At 72.5% G+C, this 19,383-nt stretch carries 20 protein-coding genes; 7 read left to right on the plus strand and 13 right to left on the minus strand.

Features of this window, described 5'->3' with window-relative positions; genetic code table 11:
• Positions 1–83 precede the first annotated feature (83 nt).
• From ACIQ8J_RS29250 to ACIQ8J_RS29260, 3 genes are all read left to right on the plus strand, one after another.
• Positions 84–860 (plus strand): VOC family protein, encoded by a 777-nt coding sequence (locus ACIQ8J_RS29250; RefSeq protein ID WP_403275620.1) that lies wholly within the window; start codon positions 84–86, stop codon positions 858–860.
• A 163-nt stretch (positions 861–1,023) separates the two neighbouring features.
• Positions 1,024–3,387, plus strand: a complete 2,364-nt coding sequence (locus ACIQ8J_RS29255) for a PQQ-binding-like beta-propeller repeat protein (RefSeq protein ID WP_403275621.1) — start codon at positions 1,024–1,026, stop codon at positions 3,385–3,387.
• 81 nt (positions 3,388–3,468) lie between these two features.
• Complete coding sequence (locus tag ACIQ8J_RS29260; RefSeq protein ID WP_403275622.1) at positions 3,469–4,257, plus strand: putative protein N(5)-glutamine methyltransferase; 789 nt, start codon at positions 3,469–3,471, stop codon at positions 4,255–4,257.
• 4 nt (positions 4,258–4,261) lie between these two features.
• Here ACIQ8J_RS29260 and ACIQ8J_RS29265 read toward each other — a convergent pair whose 3' ends face one another.
• The 4 genes from ACIQ8J_RS29265 to ACIQ8J_RS29280 all read right to left on the minus strand — a co-directional run bounded on the left by ACIQ8J_RS29265 (position 4,262) and on the right by ACIQ8J_RS29280 (position 7,512).
• Positions 4,262–4,816: a hypothetical protein gene (locus ACIQ8J_RS29265; protein WP_403275624.1), complete on the minus strand. Its 555-nt coding sequence runs from the start codon at positions 4,814–4,816 to the stop codon at positions 4,262–4,264.
• A gap of 342 nt (positions 4,817–5,158) precedes the next feature.
• A complete protein-coding gene (locus ACIQ8J_RS29270; protein ID WP_403275625.1) occupies positions 5,159–5,932 on the minus strand; it encodes an enoyl-CoA hydratase/isomerase family protein in 774 nt (257 codons plus the stop codon).
• Complete coding sequence (locus ACIQ8J_RS29275) at positions 5,929–6,360, minus strand: Zn-ribbon domain-containing OB-fold protein (protein ID WP_403275627.1); 432 nt, start codon at positions 6,358–6,360, stop codon at positions 5,929–5,931. Before ACIQ8J_RS29275 ends, ACIQ8J_RS29270 begins: the two co-directional genes overlap by 4 nt.
• 3 nt (positions 6,361–6,363) lie before the next feature.
• Positions 6,364–7,512: a lipid-transfer protein gene (locus tag ACIQ8J_RS29280; RefSeq protein ID WP_403275629.1), complete on the minus strand. Its 1,149-nt coding sequence runs from the start codon at positions 7,510–7,512 to the stop codon at positions 6,364–6,366.
• Positions 7,513–7,601: 89 nt separating this feature from the next.
• Here ACIQ8J_RS29280 and ACIQ8J_RS29285 point away from each other — a divergent pair, with 89 nt between their 5' ends.
• Positions 7,602–9,212 carry a FadD3 family acyl-CoA ligase gene (locus ACIQ8J_RS29285; RefSeq protein WP_403275632.1) on the plus strand — a complete coding sequence of 537 codons (1,611 nt, stop codon included), beginning with the start codon at positions 7,602–7,604 and terminating at the stop codon, positions 9,210–9,212.
• On the opposite strand, the gene ACIQ8J_RS29290 is transcribed toward ACIQ8J_RS29285, so the two are convergent.
• Complete coding sequence (locus ACIQ8J_RS29290; RefSeq protein WP_403275697.1) at positions 9,202–9,273, minus strand: DUF397 domain-containing protein; 72 nt, start codon at positions 9,271–9,273, stop codon at positions 9,202–9,204. The genes ACIQ8J_RS29285 and ACIQ8J_RS29290 overlap by 11 nt on opposite strands.
• An 80-nt stretch (positions 9,274–9,353) precedes the next feature.
• Positions 9,354–10,235 (minus strand): Scr1 family TA system antitoxin-like transcriptional regulator, encoded by an 882-nt coding sequence (locus ACIQ8J_RS29295; protein ID WP_403275698.1) that lies wholly within the window; start codon positions 10,233–10,235, stop codon positions 9,354–9,356.
• Positions 10,236–10,380: 145 nt separating this feature from the next.
• Here ACIQ8J_RS29295 and ACIQ8J_RS29300 point away from each other — a divergent pair, with 145 nt between their 5' ends.
• A complete protein-coding gene (locus ACIQ8J_RS29300) occupies positions 10,381–10,620 on the plus strand; it encodes a hypothetical protein (protein WP_403275633.1) in 240 nt (79 codons plus the stop codon).
• A gap of 21 nt (positions 10,621–10,641) precedes the next feature.
• On the opposite strand, the gene ACIQ8J_RS29305 is transcribed toward ACIQ8J_RS29300, so the two are convergent.
• From ACIQ8J_RS29305 to ACIQ8J_RS29330, 6 genes are all read right to left on the minus strand, one after another.
• The gene (locus ACIQ8J_RS29305; RefSeq protein ID WP_403275634.1) at positions 10,642–11,112 is read right to left on the minus strand and encodes an SRPBCC family protein; all 471 of its coding nucleotides are present in this window, start codon (positions 11,110–11,112) and stop codon (positions 10,642–10,644) included.
• 104 nt (positions 11,113–11,216) lie between these two features.
• On the minus strand, positions 11,217–11,486 hold the full coding sequence (locus ACIQ8J_RS29310) for a hypothetical protein (RefSeq protein WP_403275636.1): 270 nt from the start codon (positions 11,484–11,486) through the stop codon (positions 11,217–11,219).
• The gene (locus ACIQ8J_RS29315) at positions 11,479–11,838 is read right to left on the minus strand and encodes a hypothetical protein (protein ID WP_403275637.1); all 360 of its coding nucleotides are present in this window, start codon (positions 11,836–11,838) and stop codon (positions 11,479–11,481) included. Before ACIQ8J_RS29315 ends, ACIQ8J_RS29310 begins: the two co-directional genes overlap by 8 nt.
• A 151-nt stretch (positions 11,839–11,989) precedes the next feature.
• Positions 11,990–12,139: a hypothetical protein gene (locus ACIQ8J_RS29320; RefSeq protein WP_403275638.1), complete on the minus strand. Its 150-nt coding sequence runs from the start codon at positions 12,137–12,139 to the stop codon at positions 11,990–11,992.
• Positions 12,140–12,327: 188 nt separating this feature from the next.
• On the minus strand, positions 12,328–12,537 hold the full coding sequence (locus ACIQ8J_RS29325) for a hypothetical protein (protein WP_403275639.1): 210 nt from the start codon (positions 12,535–12,537) through the stop codon (positions 12,328–12,330).
• A gap of 370 nt (positions 12,538–12,907) precedes the next feature.
• Positions 12,908–15,919 carry a BTAD domain-containing putative transcriptional regulator gene (locus ACIQ8J_RS29330; protein WP_403275641.1) on the minus strand — a complete coding sequence of 1,004 codons (3,012 nt, stop codon included), beginning with the start codon at positions 15,917–15,919 and terminating at the stop codon, positions 12,908–12,910.
• A gap of 238 nt (positions 15,920–16,157) precedes the next feature.
• Here ACIQ8J_RS29330 and ACIQ8J_RS29335 point away from each other — a divergent pair, with 238 nt between their 5' ends.
• Positions 16,158–17,378, plus strand: a complete 1,221-nt coding sequence (locus ACIQ8J_RS29335) for an amidohydrolase family protein (protein ID WP_403275642.1) — start codon at positions 16,158–16,160, stop codon at positions 17,376–17,378.
• Between the two features lie 185 nt (positions 17,379–17,563).
• Here ACIQ8J_RS29335 and ACIQ8J_RS29340 read toward each other — a convergent pair whose 3' ends face one another.
• On the minus strand, positions 17,564–18,238 hold the full coding sequence (locus ACIQ8J_RS29340; protein WP_403275644.1) for a rhomboid family intramembrane serine protease: 675 nt from the start codon (positions 18,236–18,238) through the stop codon (positions 17,564–17,566).
• 230 nt (positions 18,239–18,468) lie between these two features.
• Between ACIQ8J_RS29340 and ACIQ8J_RS29345 the strand changes: the two genes are divergently transcribed.
• Complete coding sequence (locus ACIQ8J_RS29345) at positions 18,469–19,377, plus strand: LLM class F420-dependent oxidoreductase (protein WP_403275699.1); 909 nt, start codon at positions 18,469–18,471, stop codon at positions 19,375–19,377.
• The last annotated feature ends 6 nt before the right edge of the window (positions 19,378–19,383 follow it).

Raw genomic sequence — 19,383 nt, forward strand, 5'->3', positions numbered from 1 at the left:
TGCGACCGCATCGGATGTGATGGGTCGTTAATTTGACCCCGGGACGGCCTCGCGACGGGGCACCTCAGGAAGGAATCAGGCGCATGGGCGGATATCCGGAAGGCGCGCCGTGCTGGGCCGACGCCTCGCTGTCCGATGTGGCGGCCGGCAAGCGGTTCTACGGGGAGCTCCTCGGGTGGACCTTCGACGAGGACACCGGCGAGCGGCAGGGGCACTACACCAGCGCCTTCAAGGACGGGAAGCGCGTCGCCGCCCTCCAGCCCAAGCGGGACGGCCGACTGCCGACCACCTGGACCGTCTACCTCGCCACCCCCGACGCCCGCGCCCTCGCCTCCCGGATCCGGGAGGCCGGCGGGCAACTGATCACCGACCCGGTGCCGGTTCCCCCGTACGGGACGATGGCGGTCGCCGCCGACCCGGGCGGCGCGGTCTTCGGACTCTGGCAGGCCGAGGCGCACACCGGCTTCGAGCTGACCCGCGAGCCCGGATCCTTCTGCTGGACCGAGGTCTACACCCGCGACAAGGACCAGGCCGACGCGTTCTACGAGTCCGTCTTCGGCTACCGGGGCGGCAGTCCGGGCAGCCCCGAGGAGGTGGGCGCCGACTTCCGCACCTGGTCGCTGCCCGGCACCGAACCCGGCACCGCGATCGGCGGCCGCAGCCTGATGTCGGAGGCCTTCCCCGCCGAGCTGCCCGACCACTTCCTCGTCTACTTCTCCGTCGAGGACTGCGACGCGACGGCCGCCGCCTGCGCGCGCCTGGGCGGCCGGGTCACGGCACAGCCGTTCGACATTCCATACGGGCGGATGGCGGTGCTCAACGACAACCAGGGCGCCACCTTCGCCGTTCTCCAGGGATAGTCCCGCCGACCGGCTGCCCGGGGTGTCCCGGATCGGGTGGAGACATCCCGGTCTCGACCCGGGTTGGCCTCCGGCCACCTCCGGCAGGGAGAATCGGGGTGCCGCGTGAGACGCTGCACGGGGCCGAATTCATGCAGGGCCCGTACGGGGAGGTAGCAGGCCGGTGGAGCAGCTGACGCAGCACGACCCGAGGCGGATCGGCCCCTTCGAGGTGCTGGGACGGCTCGGTGCCGGCGGCATGGGCCTCGTCTATCTGGCGCGTTCGGCCTCCGGCCGCCGCGTGGCGATCAAGACGGTGCGCACCGAGCTCGCCGAGGACCAGCTTTTCCGGGTCCGCTTCACGCGCGAGGTGGAGGCGGCCCGCGCGGTGAGCGGCTTCTACACGGCGGCCGTCGTGGACGCCGACCCGCGCGCCGCGGTGCCGTGGCTGGCCACCGCGTACGTACCGGCGCCCTCCCTCGAAGAAATAGTGAATGAGTGCGGGCCGCTCCCGGCCCAGGCGGTGCGCTGGCTCGCGGCCGGCATCGCCGAGGCGCTGCAGTCCATCCACGGCGCCGGTCTGGTGCACCGCGACCTGAAGCCGTCGAACGTCCTGGTCGTCGAGGACGGGCCGCGCGTGATCGACTTCGGCATCGCGTCCGGGGTCTCCAACACCCGCCTGACCATGACGAACGTGGCGGTGGGCACCCCCGCCTACATGTCGCCCGAGCAGGCCAAGGACTCCCGCAGCGTGACCGGCGCGAGCGATGTGTTCTCGCTCGGCTCCACCCTGGTCTTCGCGGCCACCGGCCACGCGCCCTTCCACGGCGCGAACCCGGTCGAGACGGTCTTCATGCTGCTGCGCGAGGGCCCGGACATCAGCGGGCTGCCGGACGAGCTGCGCCCGCTCATCGAGTCCTGCATGCAGATGGAGCACCCCAACCGTCCCTCCCCCGAGGACCTCCAGGCCCAGCTCGCGCCGCACCTCTTCGCCTCCGGCTCGGACGACAGCGGTACGGCGTCGGCCTGGCTGCCGCCCCGCTCGGTCGCCATGATCGAGCAGCGCAGGGGCGGCGGCCGCGTGCAGCCCGTCGCCAAGCCCGCCGACCCCTCGCCGAGCTCGTCCCTGCGCTCCAGGGGCGGCCCCGCGGCGCCGCCCCGCCCGGCCGAGCCGCCGTACGTCGCGCGGCACGGCGCGGCCCCCGTCACCTATCCGCCCCTCCAGGCGGAGGAGCCGGTGCTGCTGCCCGGCGCCAAGGTCCCCATCGGTCCGGGCCCGCGGGCCGATTCCGCCCGCGTCTCCGTCGACGCCGGGCCCACCACCGGCTGGGTGCGCAGGCCCGGCGCCCCCGCCGTCACCAACGGCGCGGTGGCCGCCGCCCCCGTACCGCCGCCCGCCCATCCGCCCGAGGCCCCCGGCCGCTGGCGCCCCTGGCGCTTCCGCATGTCGAACGACGTGTGGGGCACCCCGGTCGTCGCGGGCGACCTGCTGTACGTCACCTCCTTCGAGGTGCACGCCCTCGACGTGGCCAGCGGCCGCCGCCAGTTCAAGACGCGCGACGTCGCCTGGGCGATGGCCGTCGAGGGCGGCCGCATCCACGCGTCCGACGGCCCCACCCTGTACGCCCTGGACGCCACCGACGGCGGCGAGCTGTGGCGGCTGCCGACGGATGCCTGGGTGTACTCCCTGAAGACCGACCGCGGCACCGTCGTCACCGGCACCCGCGGCGGCGGCGTCCAGGCCTGGGAGGCCGCCAACGGCGAGAAGCTGTGGGAGATCTCCGGCGCCCAGACCGACTTCGAGACCCCCGAGGCCGGACCCGCGGTCTTCGACGGCACGGTGTACGTCTGGCAGGACGCCCGGCTGCGCGCCCTGGACGCCCGCACCGGCTCCGAGCGCTGGTCCTACCCGGTCGGCGACGCGGCGTCCTGCGGCGGCGTCCCGGTGCGGGTCGCCCCCGCGCCGGACGGCTACGTCTACGTCTCGGCGGGCACCCGCGTCCTCGCCGTCGACATCGCATCCGGCCGCGTCCGCTGGCACTTCGAGGCGCCCGCCGTCTTCCTCTGCCCGCCGACGTTCGCGCCGGGCCCCGCGGTGGCCGGCGGCGGCGTGTACCTCGCCGACTACCTCGGCACCGTGTACGCCCTGGACGCGGCGACCGGCAAGGACCGCTGGCGGATCGCCACCGAGTCCCGCCAGTCCGTCGAACCGGTCCTGGTGGCCGACGGGAACGTCCACGTGGGCAGCGGCAACGCGCTCTACACCCTGGACGCGGTGACCTCGACCCCCAAGTGGCGCTTCGCCGCGGGCGGCGAGGTGGTGGGCACCCCCGTCGTCGCCGACGGCCGCATCCACTTCGGCTCGGCCGACCACTGCCTCTACACCCTGGACGCGGCGGGCGGCCAGCTCCGCTGGAAGCTCGCCACCGGTGGCGAGATCACCGGCTCGCCGGTGGCCCGCGGCGGCGTCGTCTACGCGTGCAGCAAGGACCGCTGCGTGTACGCGCTGGACGCGGTGAAGGGAACGGCGACCTCGGGCTCGCGGTGAACCCGGTGAACTCGGTGAGGAGGGGCGGAGACCGGGGGGCTCCCGTCCGAACGCGGTGACGGGGCCGGGATACTTCCCCGTATGCCAGTCGAACCGCTCTCCCCCTCCACCGTCGTGACCCGGCTGCGCGCCGCCGGGTGCGTATTCGCCGAGGACGAGGCGGAGTTGCTCCTCGCCACGGCCGACGGTCCCGCCGAACTCGCCGCGATGGTGGAGCGCAGGGTGTCCGGGCTGCCCCTCGAACACGTCCTGGGCTGGGCCGGGTTCCACGGTCTGCGGGTGGCCGTCGACCCCGGGGTGTTCGTGCCGCGCCGCCGTACCGAATTCCTCGTCCAGCAGGCGCTGGCGCTCACCGATGCCGCATCCCCGGCCGTCGTCGTGGACCTGTGCTGCGGCTCGGGCGCGCTGGGCGCCGCCCTGGCCTCGGCGCTGCCGCACGCCGAACTGCACGCCGCCGACATCGAACCCGCCGCGGTGCGCTGCGCCCGCCGCAACGTGGCGGCGCTCGGCGGCCTGGTCTACGAGGGCGACCTGTTCGCCCCGCTCCCGCCGTCGCTGCGCGGCCGGGTCGACATCCTGGCCGCGAACGTCCCGTACGTCCCCTCCGACGAGGTCGGCCTGCTCCCCCCGGAGGCCCGTGACCACGAGCCGCTGGTCGCCCTGGACGGCGGCAGCGACGGCCTGGACATCATGCGCCGGGTGGCCCTGGAGGCCCCGGACTGGCTCGCCCCGGGCGGCACGCTGCTGGTCGAGACCAGCGAGCGGCAGGTGCCGGGGGCGCTGGCGGCGATGACCGCGGGCGGCCTGCGGGCCCGGCTCGTCACCTCGGACGAGCTGTACGCGAACGTGGTGACCGGGATGCGGGTCTGACCGGTCAGCCCCGGTGCGGGGCGTCCGGCGGCTCATAGGGAGGTTCGTACGGCGGCTCACGGGGAGCCTGGTACGGCGGCTCGTCAGGGCGCTCGTACGGGGTGTCCAGGGCGGGCACGTCGGAGCGGGGCGGCGGGGGCGCGGCCCCGCGGCGGCCGGACATCAGGGCGCAGGCCAGCAGCAGCACCACGCCGCCGCCCAGCGCGACGGCGACGCCCTGCCCCAGGCCCCGCCCCGAGGAGTCGATGGTCAGGCTCCCGGCCGCCTGCCCCTGGCGCACCATCCAGAAAACGGTGAACCCGAGCACGATCAGTCCGGCGACGCCGACCAGGATCCGCGAGCGCAGCCCCAGACCCACCAGCGTCACCAGGGCCGCGAAGGCGAAGGGGAGCAGCATCGAGCCCGCGACCTCCGCCTTGTCGGCGGATATGCCGCTGAACAGGTCGTCGATGCGGTAGGTGCTGCCGTGACGGCCGTCGTACCAGGCACGGAAGGGGCTCCAGACGGCGGCCGTCGCTCCGATGAGAGCGAGGATCGAGCCGAGGATGTTACGGACCATCTCCGGCCCTCCTTCCACCCGACTCCCGCTGCCGACGCTACGCCCGACAAGCCCACCCCGCTACCGGGCAACCCGCCCGCCATGCCCCAGCGAGGTACCGCGCCCCTTTAGGGGCGCGGGGAACGGCCCGCCAAGCCACGGCGGCCCGTTTAGGGGCGCGAGGAACTGCGCGACCAGCCACGACGGACCGGCACCCGAACAACGGCCTTTGAGGGGCGCGAGGAACTGCGCGATCAGCCACGCCCGGCCGGCAGCCGAACAACGGCCGTCTCAGGGGCGCGGGGAACTGCGCGACCAGCCACGCCCGGCCCGCAGCAGAACAACCGCACACCCAGCGGAGCGCTACCGCACACGAAAGTCCTTCGACCGCCGCTCGGCGAACAGCGAGGCCTGCCGGTCCGGCGGCATGTTCCCGAGGGACACGAGGTGCGGCGCCAGGGACACCGCACGCGCGAGGCCGCCCTCCTTCGCCGCCCACACCGACCGCACCGTCCCCTGCACGGCCTCCGTCGGATACCCCGCGATCGTCTCGGCGCACCGCACCGCCGCCCCCAACTCCCCGCCAGGCACGGCCAGTTCGCTCACGAAGCCCACCTCGTACGCCCGCCGCGCCGACATCCGCTCCGCCGTCCCCATCAGCGCCAGCCTGGCCACCTCCCCGTACGGCATCCGCAGCGCCAGATACATCGACTCGTACGCGCTGACCATCCCGTACGTCGTGTGCGGGTCGAAGAACGTGGCGTCCTCGGCCGCGACCACGAACTCCGCCTCGCCCAGCAGATAGAACGCCCCGCCGCAGGCCATCCCGCGCACGGCGGCGATCACCGGCTTCCACAGGTCGTTGGCCTTCGGGCCGATCGTGAGGAGCGGATCGTCGGTCGAGTACGGCGACGAGGGCTGCGGCACCTCGGCCGAGCGGTCGATGCCGGTGCAGAACGCCCGCTCCCCGGCCCCGGTGACCACGATCGCCCGCACCGAGTCGTCGTACCTCAACTCCCCCCACAAGGCGGAGAGTTGACCTGCCATGCCCAGGTCCACGGCGTTCAGGCGCTCGGGGCGGTTCAGGGTGACGATCGCGACGCCGGTCTCCTTGTCGCGGTCCACCAGGATGCTCATGACCGCTCCAGGAGCCAGCGCGGCACGGTGATCCCGCCGGTCCCGGTGAACGCGACCTGCACGCGCGCCCCGATCCTGAGCCGCGCCGGGTCGACCGAGTCGAGCGGGGCGTCCGGCTCGGCGACCACATTGCCGACGAGCCGGATCAGCGGATCCTCCGCCAGCTCCACGACCACCGCGTTGTACGGGGCCTGCGCCGCGTAGTCGGGGAGCAGCGGGGGATGCGGGAAGACGTACGACCAGATGCGGCCGCGCCCCGACATCAGGCGCCACTCGCTGTCGAAGGACTGGCAGTGCGGGCAGCACGGCCGGGGCGGGAAGCGCAGCCGGCCGCAGTCGGGGGCGGCGCAGGCCTGGACGCGGAGTTCGCCCCGGGCCGCGTACTCCCAGAAGGGGGCGCCGTCGTCGTCCACCACAGGTGTCAGCATCTTTCAACTCCTCAGCAGCAGGGCGGAGGTGGGGACCCCCTCGCCCGCGGTGACCAGGCAGGTCGCGGCGTCCGGGACCTGGGCGGTACTGATGCCGCGCAGTTGCTTCACGCCCTCGTTGATGAGGTTGAACCCGTGGACGTAGGCCTCGCTGAGCCCGCCGCCCCCGGTGTTGATCGGCAGCCGTCCGCCGATCTCCAGCGCGCCGCCCTCGGTGAACGCGGCGCCCTCGCCGCGCCCGCAGAAGCCGTAGCCCTCCAGGGACAGCGGGATGAGCGGGGTGAACGCGTCGTAGATCTGGGCGACATCGACATCATCCGGCCCGAAGTCCGCCTGCTTCCACAGGTGTCGGGCGGCGGTCCAGGCAGGGCCGGTCAGCGGGTCGTCGTTCCAGTAGTTGACCATGCCGTGGTGCTGGGCGGGCAGCCCCTGGGCTGCGGAGTGCACGTACACGGGCTTCTGTCGGCAGTCGCGCGCACGCTCGGAGGAGACGACGACACACGCCAATGCCCCGTCCGTCTCAAGGCAGTTGTCGAAGAGGCAGAGCGGCTCGCTGATCCAGCGCGACGTCATGTACATCTCCCGGGTCAGCGGGCGCTCGTACATGATCGCGGCCGGGTTCTGGTTGGCGCGGTTGCGGCAGGCGAGGGCGACGTTGAAGAGGTGGTCGCGGGTGGCGCCGTGCTCGTGCAGATAGCGACGGGCCAGCATCCCGATCTCGTCGGCGGGCCGCAGCAGGCCGAAGGGACGCGTCCACTGGGCCGGGGTGGGAAGTTGAACCGCCGTGTTCTTCCAGGGTCTTGGCCCGCTGCCCCGCTTCCTGGACCGCCAGGCGACACCGACGCTCGCCTGGCCGGTGGCTATCGCGGCGGCGAGATGGCCGACGGTGGCGCACGAACCCCCGCCGCCGTAGCCCACTTTGGAGAAGTGGGTGACATCGCCCGCCCCGATGGACTTGGCGACCTCCACCTCGTCGGTCTCCTCCATCGTGTACGAGGCGAACGCGTCCACCTCCGACGCGCCGATGCCCGCGTCGTCCAGGGCGGCGAGGATCGCCCGGCACGCCAACGCCTTCTCAGAGTCGGGGAGTTGCTTGGCGAAGGCCGTCTGCCCGATCCCGACGATGGCTGTCGCGTCCTTCAGGGTGGCCATGGCCCCACCTCCACGAGCGTCACCAGTACTGACAGCGGAGGAGGCTACAGCTAATCTGACGGATAGTCAGCTAGCCGGAGGGGCTTTCGATGCGCACAGACCTGGAGTGGGCCACGATCGCGCACCTGGTGCGGAGCGCCGCCGAACGGTACGGCGAGCGGGAGGCCGTGGTGGAGGGCCGCAGCCGGATCCCGTACGCGGAACTCGGCGAGCGCGTGGAGCGGGCGGCGGCCGCGTGCATGGCGTCGGGCGTCGAAGCGGGCGACCGGGTCGCGGTGTGGGCGCCCAACACCCTGGACTGGATCGTCTCGGCGCTCGGCGCGGTGACGGCGGGCGCGGTGCTCGTGCCGCTGAACACGCGGTTCAAGGGCGCGGAGGCGGCGTACGTCCTCGAACGCAGCCGCGCGAAGCTGCTGTTCGTGACCGGCGCGTTCCTGGGCACCTCGTACGTCGCCTCGCTGCGCCGGGCGACGGCCGAGGGGAGCGGACCCGGCCCGCTGCCGTCGCTCCCGCACCTGGAGCAGGTGGTGGTCCTGTCCGACGACGCCCCCGACAACTTCCGTACGTGGAAGGATTTCCTGGCGGGCGGGGAGGGCGTCTCGGGGGCGGAGGTGCGGGCGCGCGCGGACGCGATCACGCCCGATGCGCCCTCCGACATCATCTTCACCTCGGGCACCACCGGCCGCCCCAAGGGCGCGGTGATCAGCCACGCCCAGACGCTGCGCGGCTATGCCATCTGGTCGGAGCTCGCGGGCCTGCGCGAGGGCGACCGCTACCTGATCGTGAACCCGTTCTTCCACACCTTCGGCTACAAGGCGGGCATCATCGCCTGTCTGATGCGGGGCGCGACGATGGTGCCGCAGCCGGTGTTCAACGTGGACACGGCGCTCGCCAACATCGCGGCGGAACACATCTCGGTCCTGCCGGGCCCGCCCACCCTCCACCAGTCCCTCCTGGACCACCCGGCCCGCGACCAGCACGACCTGAGCGCGCTGAGGCTGGTGGTGACGGGCGCGGCGGTCGTCCCGCTGCGCCTGGTCGAACGGCTGCGGGGCGAACTGGGCGTGGGCACCGTACTGACCGCGTACGGCCTGTCCGAGGCGAGCGGCATCGTCACTATGTGCCGGCGCGGCGACGAGGCGGGGGTGATCGCCTCGACATCGGGCCGTGCGATACCCGGCACGGAGGTGCGCGTTTCAGCTGATCCGGGTGAGCCGGGCGAGATCCTGGTGCGCGGCTTCAACGTCATGCGGGGCTACTTCGAGGACGAGGCGGAGACGGCGCAGGCGATCGACCCGCAGGGCTGGCTGCACACGGGGGACATCGGCGTCCTGGACCCGTCGGGCAACCTCCGCATCACCGACCGGATCAAGGACATGTTCATCGTCGGCGGCTTCAACGCCTACCCGGCGGAGATCGAGCAACTCCTGCTCCTGCACCCGGAGGTGGCCGACGCAGCGGTGATCGGCATCCCGGACGCCCGCCTCGGCGAGGCGGGCAAGGCCTACGTGGTCCGCCGCCCCGGCTCCCCCCTGACGGCGGACGACCTGATCGCCTGGTCCCGCCGCGAGATGGCGAACTACAAGGTCCCGAGGGAGGTCGAGTTCGTGGGGGAGCTGCCGCGGAACGCGAGCGGGAAGGTGGTGAAGGGTGAGCTACGGGGACGCCCCTGTGCTGGTGACTCCCGGCTCAGCCCTTGACGTCGGCCACGAAGGCGGCCCAACTGGGGGCGCGGAAGAGCAGGACGGGGCCTTCCTGCACCTTTGAGTCGCGGACGGGGACGAGGTCGGGAGGCCGTCGGTGACGTCGACGCAGCTTTCGCCGCCCCGTTGCTATTGGCGCTATTGCGTCAAGGCGCGCCCCTCAAACTGCAGTTGGTGCTTGCGATTTCGGAAGTTCTCAGCCGCGTTCTCGATCATGGCGAGTGACTCCTCTGGCGGCAGAGCGGCGGCCCTGAGTCGCTCGTACGACCGGCGGTACAGCTTCACGTGGACCGGATCCTCGATGGTGTCGCCGCTGTACGACGACTCTGTGTAGACCAGCGGCGGAGCGTCGGGGAAGCCCAGGGACATGACCGTGCCGGCCATCACAGGTTGCGCCGTGGAGTTCCACGGAAGGATTTGTGGAGTGAATCGGCGCTGGTGGGCCAACTCGGCGATGTGGTTGAGCTGTTCAGCCATCTCTGACGGCGACAGGATCGGCTGACGCAGCAGTGACTCGTGCAGGATTGCCCAGTGCTCGGGCCGCAAGCGGTCGGTGTCGAAGAGCTCGGTCCGCGCGAGGCGTTCGTACACCTTGGCATCCGTCTGGGCCTGGGGCTCCAACGGGTGCCCGGCCCGGACCACGGCACGGGCGTAAGCCTCGGTCTGGAGGAGGCCAGGGATCCAGGTGGCGCACCATTCCTCGATGTACTCGGCGTTCTTCTCCACCTCCAGGATCCGCTTGAAGTACGAGCCGTAGTCCGCCCGTTTGGCCTTGCGTACAGCCTCGCAGTTTCGGGCGAAGAAGCCGTCTGTCTTGAGCCTCCGGTCTACATGCTCGGCCAGGTCATGTGGCATGCGGCGGTGCCCGCGCTCGATCTCGCTGAGGTGACTCAAGCCGTAGAAGCTCCCCTCAGCCAGCTGTTGCAGCGTGAGCCCCGCTGCCTCCCGCTTCCAGCGCAGTTCCTTGCCGTAGAAGCAGGGCACGCTTTCCGAGCCGTCGATGTCTTTGCGTCGCACCATGGTCTGCCCGCCCATTCCACAACGTCCGTGCGACGCTTCACAGTTCGCGCACGGGAACCCAAACCCCTTTTACGGTACGGGATTTCGCGTCACGCTGTGGCTGAATCGTCACGGAACGCACGCACCCGCAGGAAGGCGCTGACCGATGAGCCCCCACGAGAACCACCCCGTTTCCGACCGCCCGGATGCCGACGACATGACCCGCTGCGTGGAAGAGCTGCGCCGCGCGCTGGCGGCGCACGGCATCATCCTGCCGTCCCTCCGCCTGGACCTGCCGAGCTTCGTGAGCCGGTACCCCGCCCCGTCGGGCCTGGTCGCGCTCGGCAACTGCAACACCGATACGGCACGGAGGCTGGCGGAGGCTCTGCGTGGGGCGGAGGGGTAGCGCCGGCCGGGCGGCCACCGGCTACCGACCGCGCCCGCGGCCGGCGGCGGTCGGGTTGGCCGTGAGGGCTCGGTCGGCGGTGGCCAGGATGTTGCCGAAGGCGTGGGCGATGAGGGGCTTGGCCAGGCGGGTGAGGGTGGCGGCGAAGGGGGCGCGGACCTCGAACCTGGTCGTCCAGACGACCTCCGTGCCGCCGGGGACCTCGGTGAAGGTCATGCGGCCGAGCTCGTGCCGGGACGCCGGGACGCTGCGTTCGACGGTGTAGTCGAAGCTGTGTGGCGCGTCGTATGCCGTGATGCGCTCGCGGAAGTAGCCGATCGTCCAGGTGTGCAGCCGGACGGCGCCCACTCCGTACGGCGCCCCCGCGCCCGGCCGGGCCAGCCGGGCCTTGAGGATGTACGGGGAGCGGGTGTAGTTGGTGCTCGTGGCGCACCAGTCGAATACGTCGGCGATGGGCGCTGCGATGACGCGTCGCACGGTCAAGGTCTCCATGGTTCGTCCCTTCTCCTGGTCGGTGGCGGCGCGGTGCGGTGACCGCGCCCGACAGGTGGACGGACCGGAGGCCAGGAGTGTGACGCCATCGGCAGTGGCGCGCGTCACACGGGGGAGGCGGTCACTTGGAGGACGTAGACGCACTGGTGCCGCACGATCGTCAGGTAGAGGAACATGCCGCCGGGAACGAAGGCGGTCTGGACGCCATCCCCCAAGCCCTGGTAGCGCGTGCCGTCGAGGTGGAGAGCCGCTGCGGCTCTGGCGATTTCGGCAGCGCGCTTCTCCACCGCGGCGACCAGCAGCGGGGGTGGAGGTGTCTCGCCTCCGACGACGTGGGTCTCGTTGGGCTCGTACTCCCAGCGCCACTCACTCATGCGCGAGCGACTCCCCGGCCGTGGTGTAAACGGCGCGGATCTCGGCCATGGCCTCCTGCCAGGCGGGATCGTTCCGGTCGAGGATCTGCGCGGCGTACTCGGCGGAGTGCAGGCGCGCAGCGAGGGCGGGGAACCGGGCGATCTCGATGACGATCGCCCAGGCCTCCAGGAACTGCACGATCGGACCGAGCGAGTCCGTGCGCGCCGCGAGGGCGATCGCCTCGTCCTTCTGCTGCTCGATCTCGGCCAGCCGGTGCGGCGCGATCTGGGCCAGGGCGACCCGGAGCGCCGCGGGCGTCCGCTCCGGCCGCGGGATGAGGGGGCCGCCGGGCTCGGTGTGCTGTGCGCTCATCCTGGTCCTTCCTGAGGTGCCAGGGGCCACAGTACGACAGGCGTCACGGTGGCGCGGGGCGATCCAGGAGGCCGGTGGTGAGGCGGAGCCGCACATGTCATGGCCGCGGCGGCTCCCCCGGTCCGAACTGCACGGCGCGAGCGGCGGTGGTTCAGGTGGCGTGGATGTCCTGAGGGGTGGTCAGCGTGGCGTGGATGTCCTGGGCGGTCGCGTCGCCCGCGGCCAGGGCCGGGGTGGCGGCGCCGATGGCGGCCGCTATGGCGACGGCGAGCGTGGCGAGCAGGCGGGTGGTGCGGGTCATCTCAACTCCATGTGCTGTGCGGGGTGTTGGTTCTGTGGGGCATGTGTGGCATCGGTGTCAGACGTATGTATGTTCGCCTGTTCCCGCGGCAAGGGTCGGCCGAACGCTCGAATCCGCCGGCTCCGGACATGCCACGGCCGCGACGGCTCCCCTCCGCGCCGTCGCGGCCGTCCCCCGCTCAGAAGGAGCTACTTGACCGGCTCCGAGGTGGCGTGGACATCGTCCGTCGAGTCGTCCCCGGTGACGGTGGCATGGACGTCCAGGGGCTTGACCGTGCCGAGGTCCCCGGCGGCCGTGGCGTGCACGTCCAGGGGCTTGACCGTGCCGTCGTCGGCGAGCGCCGTGGCGTGGACGTCCAGTGGCTTGATGACCGGGTCGGTGCTCTTGATGTCGCCCATGGTGTATCTCTCCCGTTGGCCTTGCTGTGTTGATGGATCGGACCCGTCCGGCCGCTCCCCCGTGGGCTTCCGGACGGGTCCCTCAGGGCCGCTCAGAGTAATACCGCGGCCGTTCGCCCTCCCGCTTGCCCCCCGGCACCACGGAACGACTAAGTAGAGAGTGCCGGGCGGCGATAAACGAACGATGAACGACCTGTCCCAGCGCTTAGGGGGTGTCCGGTGGATCATGGCCGGGGTCGCGGCGCCTGGCACGGCACCTCGCCGCGTTGCCGAAACGTCCCGATAGCTCCGCTATCAAGACGCTCCGGCGCCTTGCGATGCACCGCACCAGCCACCGCGCCCTGTCCGACCCTGACCCACCGGACACCCCCTACGCGGCCCGCGCGGGGGTCAGCAGCGCGCGGACGGTATCGGCCTCGGGCGCGCCCAGTGCCTCGAACAGCTCCAGCGACTCCCGCCAGCAGACCTGCGCCCGGCCGCTCTGGCCGACCGCGTCCAGCGCCCGGCCCAGGACGGTGAGTACGTTCCCGCGCCGCCAGTCGCCCCCGATGCCGCGCAGCCGGGTCAGCGCCATCTCCGCGTTGGCCGCGGCCTGCGCGGGGCGCCTGGCGACGACGTCGACCTCGGCCAGGCGGAATAGCGCCATGCCCTCCCACAGGTGCTGGCGGCTGTCCCGGAAGACGTCCAGCGCCTCCTGGAGCCGCAGCACCGCTTCGGCGTGCTGGCCGTTCTTCGCCAGGGCGAGGCCCAGGGCGTAGCGGGCGTTGGCGCCGCGCAGCGAGTTCCCGAGCCCGTCGTAGATGGCGATGCCGTTCTGCGCGAGGGTCACCGCGCTGGCCGTGCGGCCCATCGCGAGATGGATCCGCGACAGGTTGCAGAGCGCGCTGGCCTCGCCGGGCCGGTCCCCGCCCCGGGAGTAGTTCTCGATCGCCGTGGTGAGGTGCTTCTCGCCCTCCTCGTACCGGTTCTGGTAGAGCGCGATGACCCCCCGGATGTTGGGGGCCCAGCAGCCGGGGAGGGGGTCCTGGACGACCTCGGCCAGCCGCATTCCCTCGGCGGCCTCCCGGTCCGCCTGGTCGAAACTGCCCGCGGTGTGCCGGGCGTTGGCCAGCGCGGTCAGCGCGCGCCCCTCCGCCCGTACGTCGCCGTAGGCGTGGGCGGACACCTGGAGCGCGGAGGCGGTGAGCACGTACTCCTTGGAGTTGGTGCCCGACTCGGCGAGGTCGAGGGCGGACCACAGGAGATCCACGGCCCGGCGCAGCGCGTCCGGCCGGTCCGCGACCTGCCGTACGCACGCGAGCAGCGGGATCGCCTCCGCGTACAGCCAGTCCTGCGCGGCATGGCGGTCCGCGAAGGGCAGCCCGGCGCGGCCGGTCGGCTCCAGGTGGTCCACCAGCCGGTCGCCCGGCCGCTCCAGGGCGTACACCTCCGCCGTCGTCGCCAGATAGAAGTCGAGCAGCCGCGACATCGCCAACTCCCGCTCCACCGGCGGCATTTCGTCCCGCTCCGCGCAAGAACGCGCGTAGAGGCGCACCAGGTCGTGGTAGCGGTAGCGGCCCGGGGCCGCGGATTCGACCAGCGAGGTGTCCACCAGGGACTCCAGGAGGTCCTCGGTCTCCTGGATCGGGAGGTCGAGCACGGCGGCCGCGGCGGCCAGCGAGATGTCGGGCCCGTCGGGCAGGCCGAGCAGGCGGAAGGCGCGGGCCTGGGCGGGCTCCAGCTGGCCGTAGCCGAGTTCGAAGGTGGCCTTCACCGCGAGGTCGCCGGCCTGGAGCTCGTCCAGGCGGCGGCGCTCGTCGGCGAGCTTCGCCGCGAGCACCGAGACCGTCCAGGTGCGGCGCGAGGCGAGGCGGGACGCGGCGATGCGGATGGCGAGGGGCAGGAACCCGCAGGCGGCGACCACGTCGAGGGCCGCCTCGCGCTCCGCGGACACCCGCTCCTCGCCGACGATCCTGGTGAACAGCTGGAGCGCCTCGTCGGGGGACATCACATCCAGGTCGACCAGGTGCGCGCCGACCAGGTCGACCATGCGGATCCGGCTGGTGACGAGCGCCGCGCAGCCCGCCGTGCCCGGCAGCAGCGGCCGGATCTGGGCGGCGTCCCGGGCGTTGTCGAGCAGCACCAGGACCCGGCGGCCGTCGAGCGTCGAGCGGAACAGGGCCGCGCGCTCCTCCGTCGACTCGGGGATCGCCGAGTCCGGGGTGCCGAGCGCGCGCAGGAACGCGCCGAGCACCGTCTCGGGTTCGGCGGCACGCGCGCCCGCGCCCTGGAGGTCGACGTACAGCTGCCCGTCCGGGAAGTGCGGCCGGGCCGCGTGGGCCACGTGCACGGCGAGGGTGGTCTTGCCGACGCCCCCGATGCCGGCCAGCGCGGAGACCGCCATCACGGTGGTCTCGGCCTCGGCGAGGCGCGAGGTGAGCTCGCGCACGAAGGAGGCGCGGCCGGTGAAGTCCGGTACGGAGGCGGGGAGTTGGGCCGGACGCACCGGAGCCGGTGCGGAGGCGGGTGCCTCGGCGGGCGGGCGGGCCAGGTCCTCGTCGGCCTGCAGGATGCGCTGCTGGAGGCGGGCGAGTTCGGGCCGCGGGTCGACGCCGAGCTCGTCGGCGAGCAGCCGCCGGGTGTCCGCGTACACCGCGAGGGCCTCGGCCTGCCGGCCGCTGCGGTACAGGGCCAGCATCAGCAGTTCGCGCAGGCGCTCGCGCAGCGGGTGGGCGGCGGTGAGCGCGGTCAGCTCGGAGACGGCCTCGGCGTGGCAGCCCGCCTCCAGGTCCATGTCGAGGCGCGCCTCGGTGAGCTGGAGGCGCCATTCGGCGAGCCGGGTGCGCTGGGCCTCGGCGTACGGGCCCGGCACGTTGGCGAGCGGTTCGCCGTCCCAGTGGGCGAGCGCGCTGTTGAGCAGGTCGCGGGCGCGCTCCTGGTCGCCGCCGGCCCGCGCCTTCTCGGCGGCGATGGCCAGCTCCTGCGCGCGGGCGAGGTCGAGGGTGGCGGCGCCGACCCGGATCGCATAGCCGCCGGACTCGCTGACCAGGACCCCGGGGTCGAGGACCTTGCGCAGTCGGGAGGCGTAGGTGCGCAGCGCGGCCAGCGCCTGCGAGGGCGGTTCCTCGCCCCAGATGGCGTCGATGAGTTCCCCGGCGGTGGCGGTGCGGCCGTCGCGCATGAGCAGGGCGGCGAGCAGGGCGCGCTGCTGCGGCGAACCGGACGGCAGGGCCTGGTCGCCCCGCCAGGCCCGTACGGGTCCGAGTACGCCGAAGCGGAGCCCGGCCCCCGGTGCCTGCGGGCCGTGCTCGGCCGCCTCCTCGGCGTGGTGCTCGCTCGCGCGCTGCGGCGTCGGTTGCGGAGCGCGCTGCTCCGGTACGCGCGGCCCGCCGTCACGGTCCATAGCTGCCCCCTGTACCCCCGTACTCCTGGTGTGCCCCTGCCAGTCTGCCCTGTCCGGAGGGGTCGCGTCAGCAGCGGGTGTGCTCTGCACAAGGCCTCGACATATGCCCTTCACGCTCGACGCAAGCGCCGGTGGGGCGGGAAATGGCCACCGACCGGGCGGTATGCGCCCACCGGTCGCACGGCGGGCGCCCGCCAAGTAGCTGACGGATCGTCAGATCGGGTCTACCGTGGACGGCATGGAGACCTTCCCGAAGATCATCTCGGTGGACGACCACACGGTTGAGCCCCCCAACGTCTGGCGGGACCGGCTCCCGTCCCGGTTCCGCGACACCGGACCGCGCATCGTGCGGGCCCCCCTGAAGGAAATGACCTTCCTGGGCGGGAAGTTCGCGCCGGTCATGGGCGCGAAGGGCGACGACGGGCCGATCGGCGACTGGTGGGTGTACGAGGACCTGCACCGCCCGCTCACCCGCCTCGACACGGCCGTCGGCTACGACCGGGACGAGATCAAGCTCGAAGTCATCACGTACGAGCAGATGCGCAAGGGGTCGTTCAGCGTGCCCGAGCGGCTCGCGGACATGGACGTCAACCACGTCCAGTCCGCCCTCTGCTTCCCGACCTTCCCGCGTTTTTGCGGCCAGACCTTCACCGAGGCCAAGGACCGCGAACTCGCCCTGCTCGCGGTCCAGGCGTACAACGACTGGATGGTGGAGGAGTGGTGCGGCCCCCAGGCGCACGGCCGGCTCATCCCGCTCACCCTGATCCCGCTGTGGGACGCCGAACTCGCCGCCGCCGAGGTGCGCCGCAACGCGGCGCGCGGGGTGCGCGCGGTGGCCTTCTCCGAGATACCCCCGCACCTCGGCCTGCCCTCCATCCACACGGACGACTGGGACCCCTTCCTCGCCGCCTGCGACGAGACCGGCACGGTCGTCGCCATGCACATCGGCTCGTCCAGCAGGATGCCGTCCACCTCACCGGACGCCCCGCCCGCCGTCGGCTCCACCATCACCTTCGCCAACTGCTGCTTCTCGATGGTCGACTGGCTGATGAGCGGCAAGTTCGAGCGCTTCCCCAACCTCCGGATCATGTACGCCGAGGGGCAGATCGGCTGGATCCCGTACATCCTGGAACGCGCGGACGTGGTCTGGGAGGAGAACCGGGGCTGGGGCGGCGTCGCCGACAAGGTCCACCGCCCGCCGTCCGAACTCTTCGCCGAGCACGTCTACGGCTGCTTCTTCGACGACGCGTTCGGGCTGCGCAATCTAGACGCGATCGGCGTCGGCAACGTGCTGTACGAGACCGACTACCCGCACTCCGACTCCACCTGGCCCAAGTCCAAGGAGGTCGGCGAATCCCAGATGGGCCACCTGACACCGGACGTGGTGAACCGAATCGTACGGGGCAACGCGATCGAACTGCTGGGGCTGACGGGAGAGGGGCTGTGGCCGGGGAGGTAGAGCGGCCGTTCAGGGGCGCGGGGAACTGGCGGGCCGAGGGTCCAGGGCTGGTGAGGGGCACTCTGCTGAGGGGCGCGGGGAACTGCGCGATCAGCCACGCACGGCCCGCAGAGAACCGAGCGCAGAGCCCGCGCAGCGACCGGCGCAGAGCCCGCGCAGCGACCGGCGCAGAGCCCGCGCAGCGGTCAGCGCACCGCCTGGGCGGCAACGGCGCCAACCCGTACCCGCCCCCACACCACCGCGGCCGCACCCAGCACGCAGCCCGTCACCACCCCCACCCCGTGGTTGTTGCTCAGCGCGCACAGGACGAGCCCGGCCGCCGGGACCAGGAGGGAGGGACGCCGCGTCACAGGGTCCGTGGCGCACAGGGCACGCGCCACGGCGAGCGCGCCGACCAGCCCGCACAGCCCCACCGAGTCACCGCCGCCGGTCACGCTCCAGCCCGCCATGCTCACCGCTTGGGCCGCGACCCCGCTCACCAGGAACACCAGCGGCATCAGGACCGGCCCGAGCAGCCGCTGGGCGACCGGGGCGATGACGAGCACCGCCGCCAGGTTGAAGCCGAGCTGGAACCAGCCGGAGGTCTGGACGAGCAGTGCCGTCACCGCCCGCCACCAGGGCCCGCCGGGCTCGCGCTGGAGGTGGTCCATGACGGCGGGGGCGGCGCTCTGCACCACGGCCATGGCGGCCATCACGGCGGCCATCGCGGCCGCGGCCCACGGCACCGGGCGCCGCCACAGGACGCGCAGGAGCTCGGGCGGGCTGACGCGGCGCCCGCCCGCCTCGGACTGGATGATCCTCGCGCCGGGCAGTACGACGGCCACCGCGCAGCCGTAAAGGATCACCGTGTGGAAGTTCATGGCCCCAGCATGACAAGCCGGTCCGGGGCAAGGCAGAGCGGTCCGTAGCGAGACCCCGGTGACATTTGTCCGCACTGCCGCGACCGCGAGCCGCACGTTGCCGCACACCCCTTGTCTGACGAACCGTCAGCTACGACGATGGGTCCGCCAAGTCACATGACGGATCGTCAGATCAGGCTGGAGGCGGGCGCGTGGTGCGGATACTTCCGGACGGGCGACTGGTGTACGGGATGCAGCTCCCCGTCCAGTCGCAGAGCACCATCTACGCGGAGGGCTGGGAGGCGGACGCGGGGCCCGGCGATCTGGCCGAGATCGCGCGGGCCGCCGACCGGGGCGGCTTCGCCTACATCGCGAGCTGCGACCACCTCGCGATCCCGCGCCGCCTCGCCGGACCCATGAGCACCGTCTGGTACGACCCGGTCGCCACCCTCGCCTTCCTGGCGGGCATCACCGAACGCGTCCGGCTGATGAGCCACGTCGCGGTCGTCGGCCTGCGCCACCCCCTGGTCACCGCCAAGCAGTACGCGACCCTGGACCACCTCAGCGGGGGCCGGCTGATCCTGGGGGTGGGGGCCGGACACGTACGGGAGGAATTCGAGGCGGTCGGGGCCGACTTCGAGCGGCGCGGCCCCGTCCTCGACGAGACCATCGACGCGCTGCGGGCCGCGCTGGGGCCCGAGGAGTACCCGGAGTTCCACGGCGAGCGGTTCGCCTTCGGCGGGCTCGGCCAGCGGCCCAGGCCCGCACAGCGGCGCGTCCCCCTCTGGGTGGGCGGCTCCTCGCCGGCCGCCGTACGCAGGGCCGCCCTGCGCGGCGACGGCTGGCTGCCGCAGGGCGACCCGAGAGAACAACTTCCGTCTCAGATAGCCAAGTTGAAGAACATCCGCGAACAGGCCGGGATCGCCGAGCCCATCGTGGTCGGCGCGATCACCGAGGCGCTGTACGTGGGCGAGCCCGGCTGGGAGACCGGCCGCCGCACCCTCACCGGGAAACCGGAGGCGCTCGCCGAGTCGCTGCGGGAGTACGGGGCGATGGGGGTCGACCAGATCCAGGTGCGGTTCCGGTCCCGGGAGCGTGGCGAACTCATCGACCAGATGGCGGCGTTCGGGGCCGAGGTCGCCCCGCACCTCAACGACTAGGAGTAG

The sequence above is a fragment of the Streptomyces sp. NPDC094147 genome, from assembly GCF_044764265.1.
GTDB lineage: Bacteria > Actinomycetota > Actinomycetes > Streptomycetales > Streptomycetaceae > Streptomyces.

Excerpts from the sequence above, each read along its gene's own strand:
- ACIQ8J_RS29250 (WP_403275620.1), top strand. The coding sequence starts at position 84 with ATGGGCGGATATCCGGAAGGCGCGCCGTGCTGGGCCGACGCCTCGCTG.
- ACIQ8J_RS29260 (WP_403275622.1), top strand. The coding sequence starts at position 3,469 with ATGCCAGTCGAACCGCTCTCCCCCTCCACCGTCGTGACCCGGCTGCGC.
- ACIQ8J_RS29265 (WP_403275624.1), bottom strand. The coding sequence starts at position 4,816 with ATGGTCCGTAACATCCTCGGCTCGATCCTCGCTCTCATCGGAGCGACG.
- ACIQ8J_RS29270 (WP_403275625.1), bottom strand. The coding sequence starts at position 5,932 with ATGAGCATCCTGGTGGACCGCGACAAGGAGACCGGCGTCGCGATCGTC.
- ACIQ8J_RS29275 (WP_403275627.1), bottom strand. The coding sequence starts at position 6,360 with ATGCTGACACCTGTGGTGGACGACGACGGCGCCCCCTTCTGGGAGTAC.
- ACIQ8J_RS29280 (WP_403275629.1), bottom strand. The coding sequence starts at position 7,512 with ATGGCCACCCTGAAGGACGCGACAGCCATCGTCGGGATCGGGCAGACG.
- ACIQ8J_RS29285 (WP_403275632.1), top strand. The coding sequence starts at position 7,602 with ATGCGCACAGACCTGGAGTGGGCCACGATCGCGCACCTGGTGCGGAGC.
- ACIQ8J_RS29295 (WP_403275698.1), bottom strand. The coding sequence starts at position 10,235 with ATGGTGCGACGCAAAGACATCGACGGCTCGGAAAGCGTGCCCTGCTTC.
- ACIQ8J_RS29300 (WP_403275633.1), top strand. The coding sequence starts at position 10,381 with ATGAGCCCCCACGAGAACCACCCCGTTTCCGACCGCCCGGATGCCGAC.
- ACIQ8J_RS29305 (WP_403275634.1), bottom strand. The coding sequence starts at position 11,112 with ATGGAGACCTTGACCGTGCGACGCGTCATCGCAGCGCCCATCGCCGAC.
- ACIQ8J_RS29310 (WP_403275636.1), bottom strand. The coding sequence starts at position 11,486 with ATGAGTGAGTGGCGCTGGGAGTACGAGCCCAACGAGACCCACGTCGTC.
- ACIQ8J_RS29315 (WP_403275637.1), bottom strand. The coding sequence starts at position 11,838 with ATGAGCGCACAGCACACCGAGCCCGGCGGCCCCCTCATCCCGCGGCCG.
- ACIQ8J_RS29320 (WP_403275638.1), bottom strand. The coding sequence starts at position 12,139 with ATGACCCGCACCACCCGCCTGCTCGCCACGCTCGCCGTCGCCATAGCG.
- ACIQ8J_RS29325 (WP_403275639.1), bottom strand. The coding sequence starts at position 12,537 with ATGGGCGACATCAAGAGCACCGACCCGGTCATCAAGCCACTGGACGTC.
- ACIQ8J_RS29330 (WP_403275641.1), bottom strand. The coding sequence starts at position 15,919 with ATGGACCGTGACGGCGGGCCGCGCGTACCGGAGCAGCGCGCTCCGCAA.
- ACIQ8J_RS29335 (WP_403275642.1), top strand. The coding sequence starts at position 16,158 with ATGGAGACCTTCCCGAAGATCATCTCGGTGGACGACCACACGGTTGAG.
- ACIQ8J_RS29340 (WP_403275644.1), bottom strand. The coding sequence starts at position 18,238 with ATGAACTTCCACACGGTGATCCTTTACGGCTGCGCGGTGGCCGTCGTA.
- ACIQ8J_RS29345 (WP_403275699.1), top strand. The coding sequence starts at position 18,469 with ATGCAGCTCCCCGTCCAGTCGCAGAGCACCATCTACGCGGAGGGCTGG.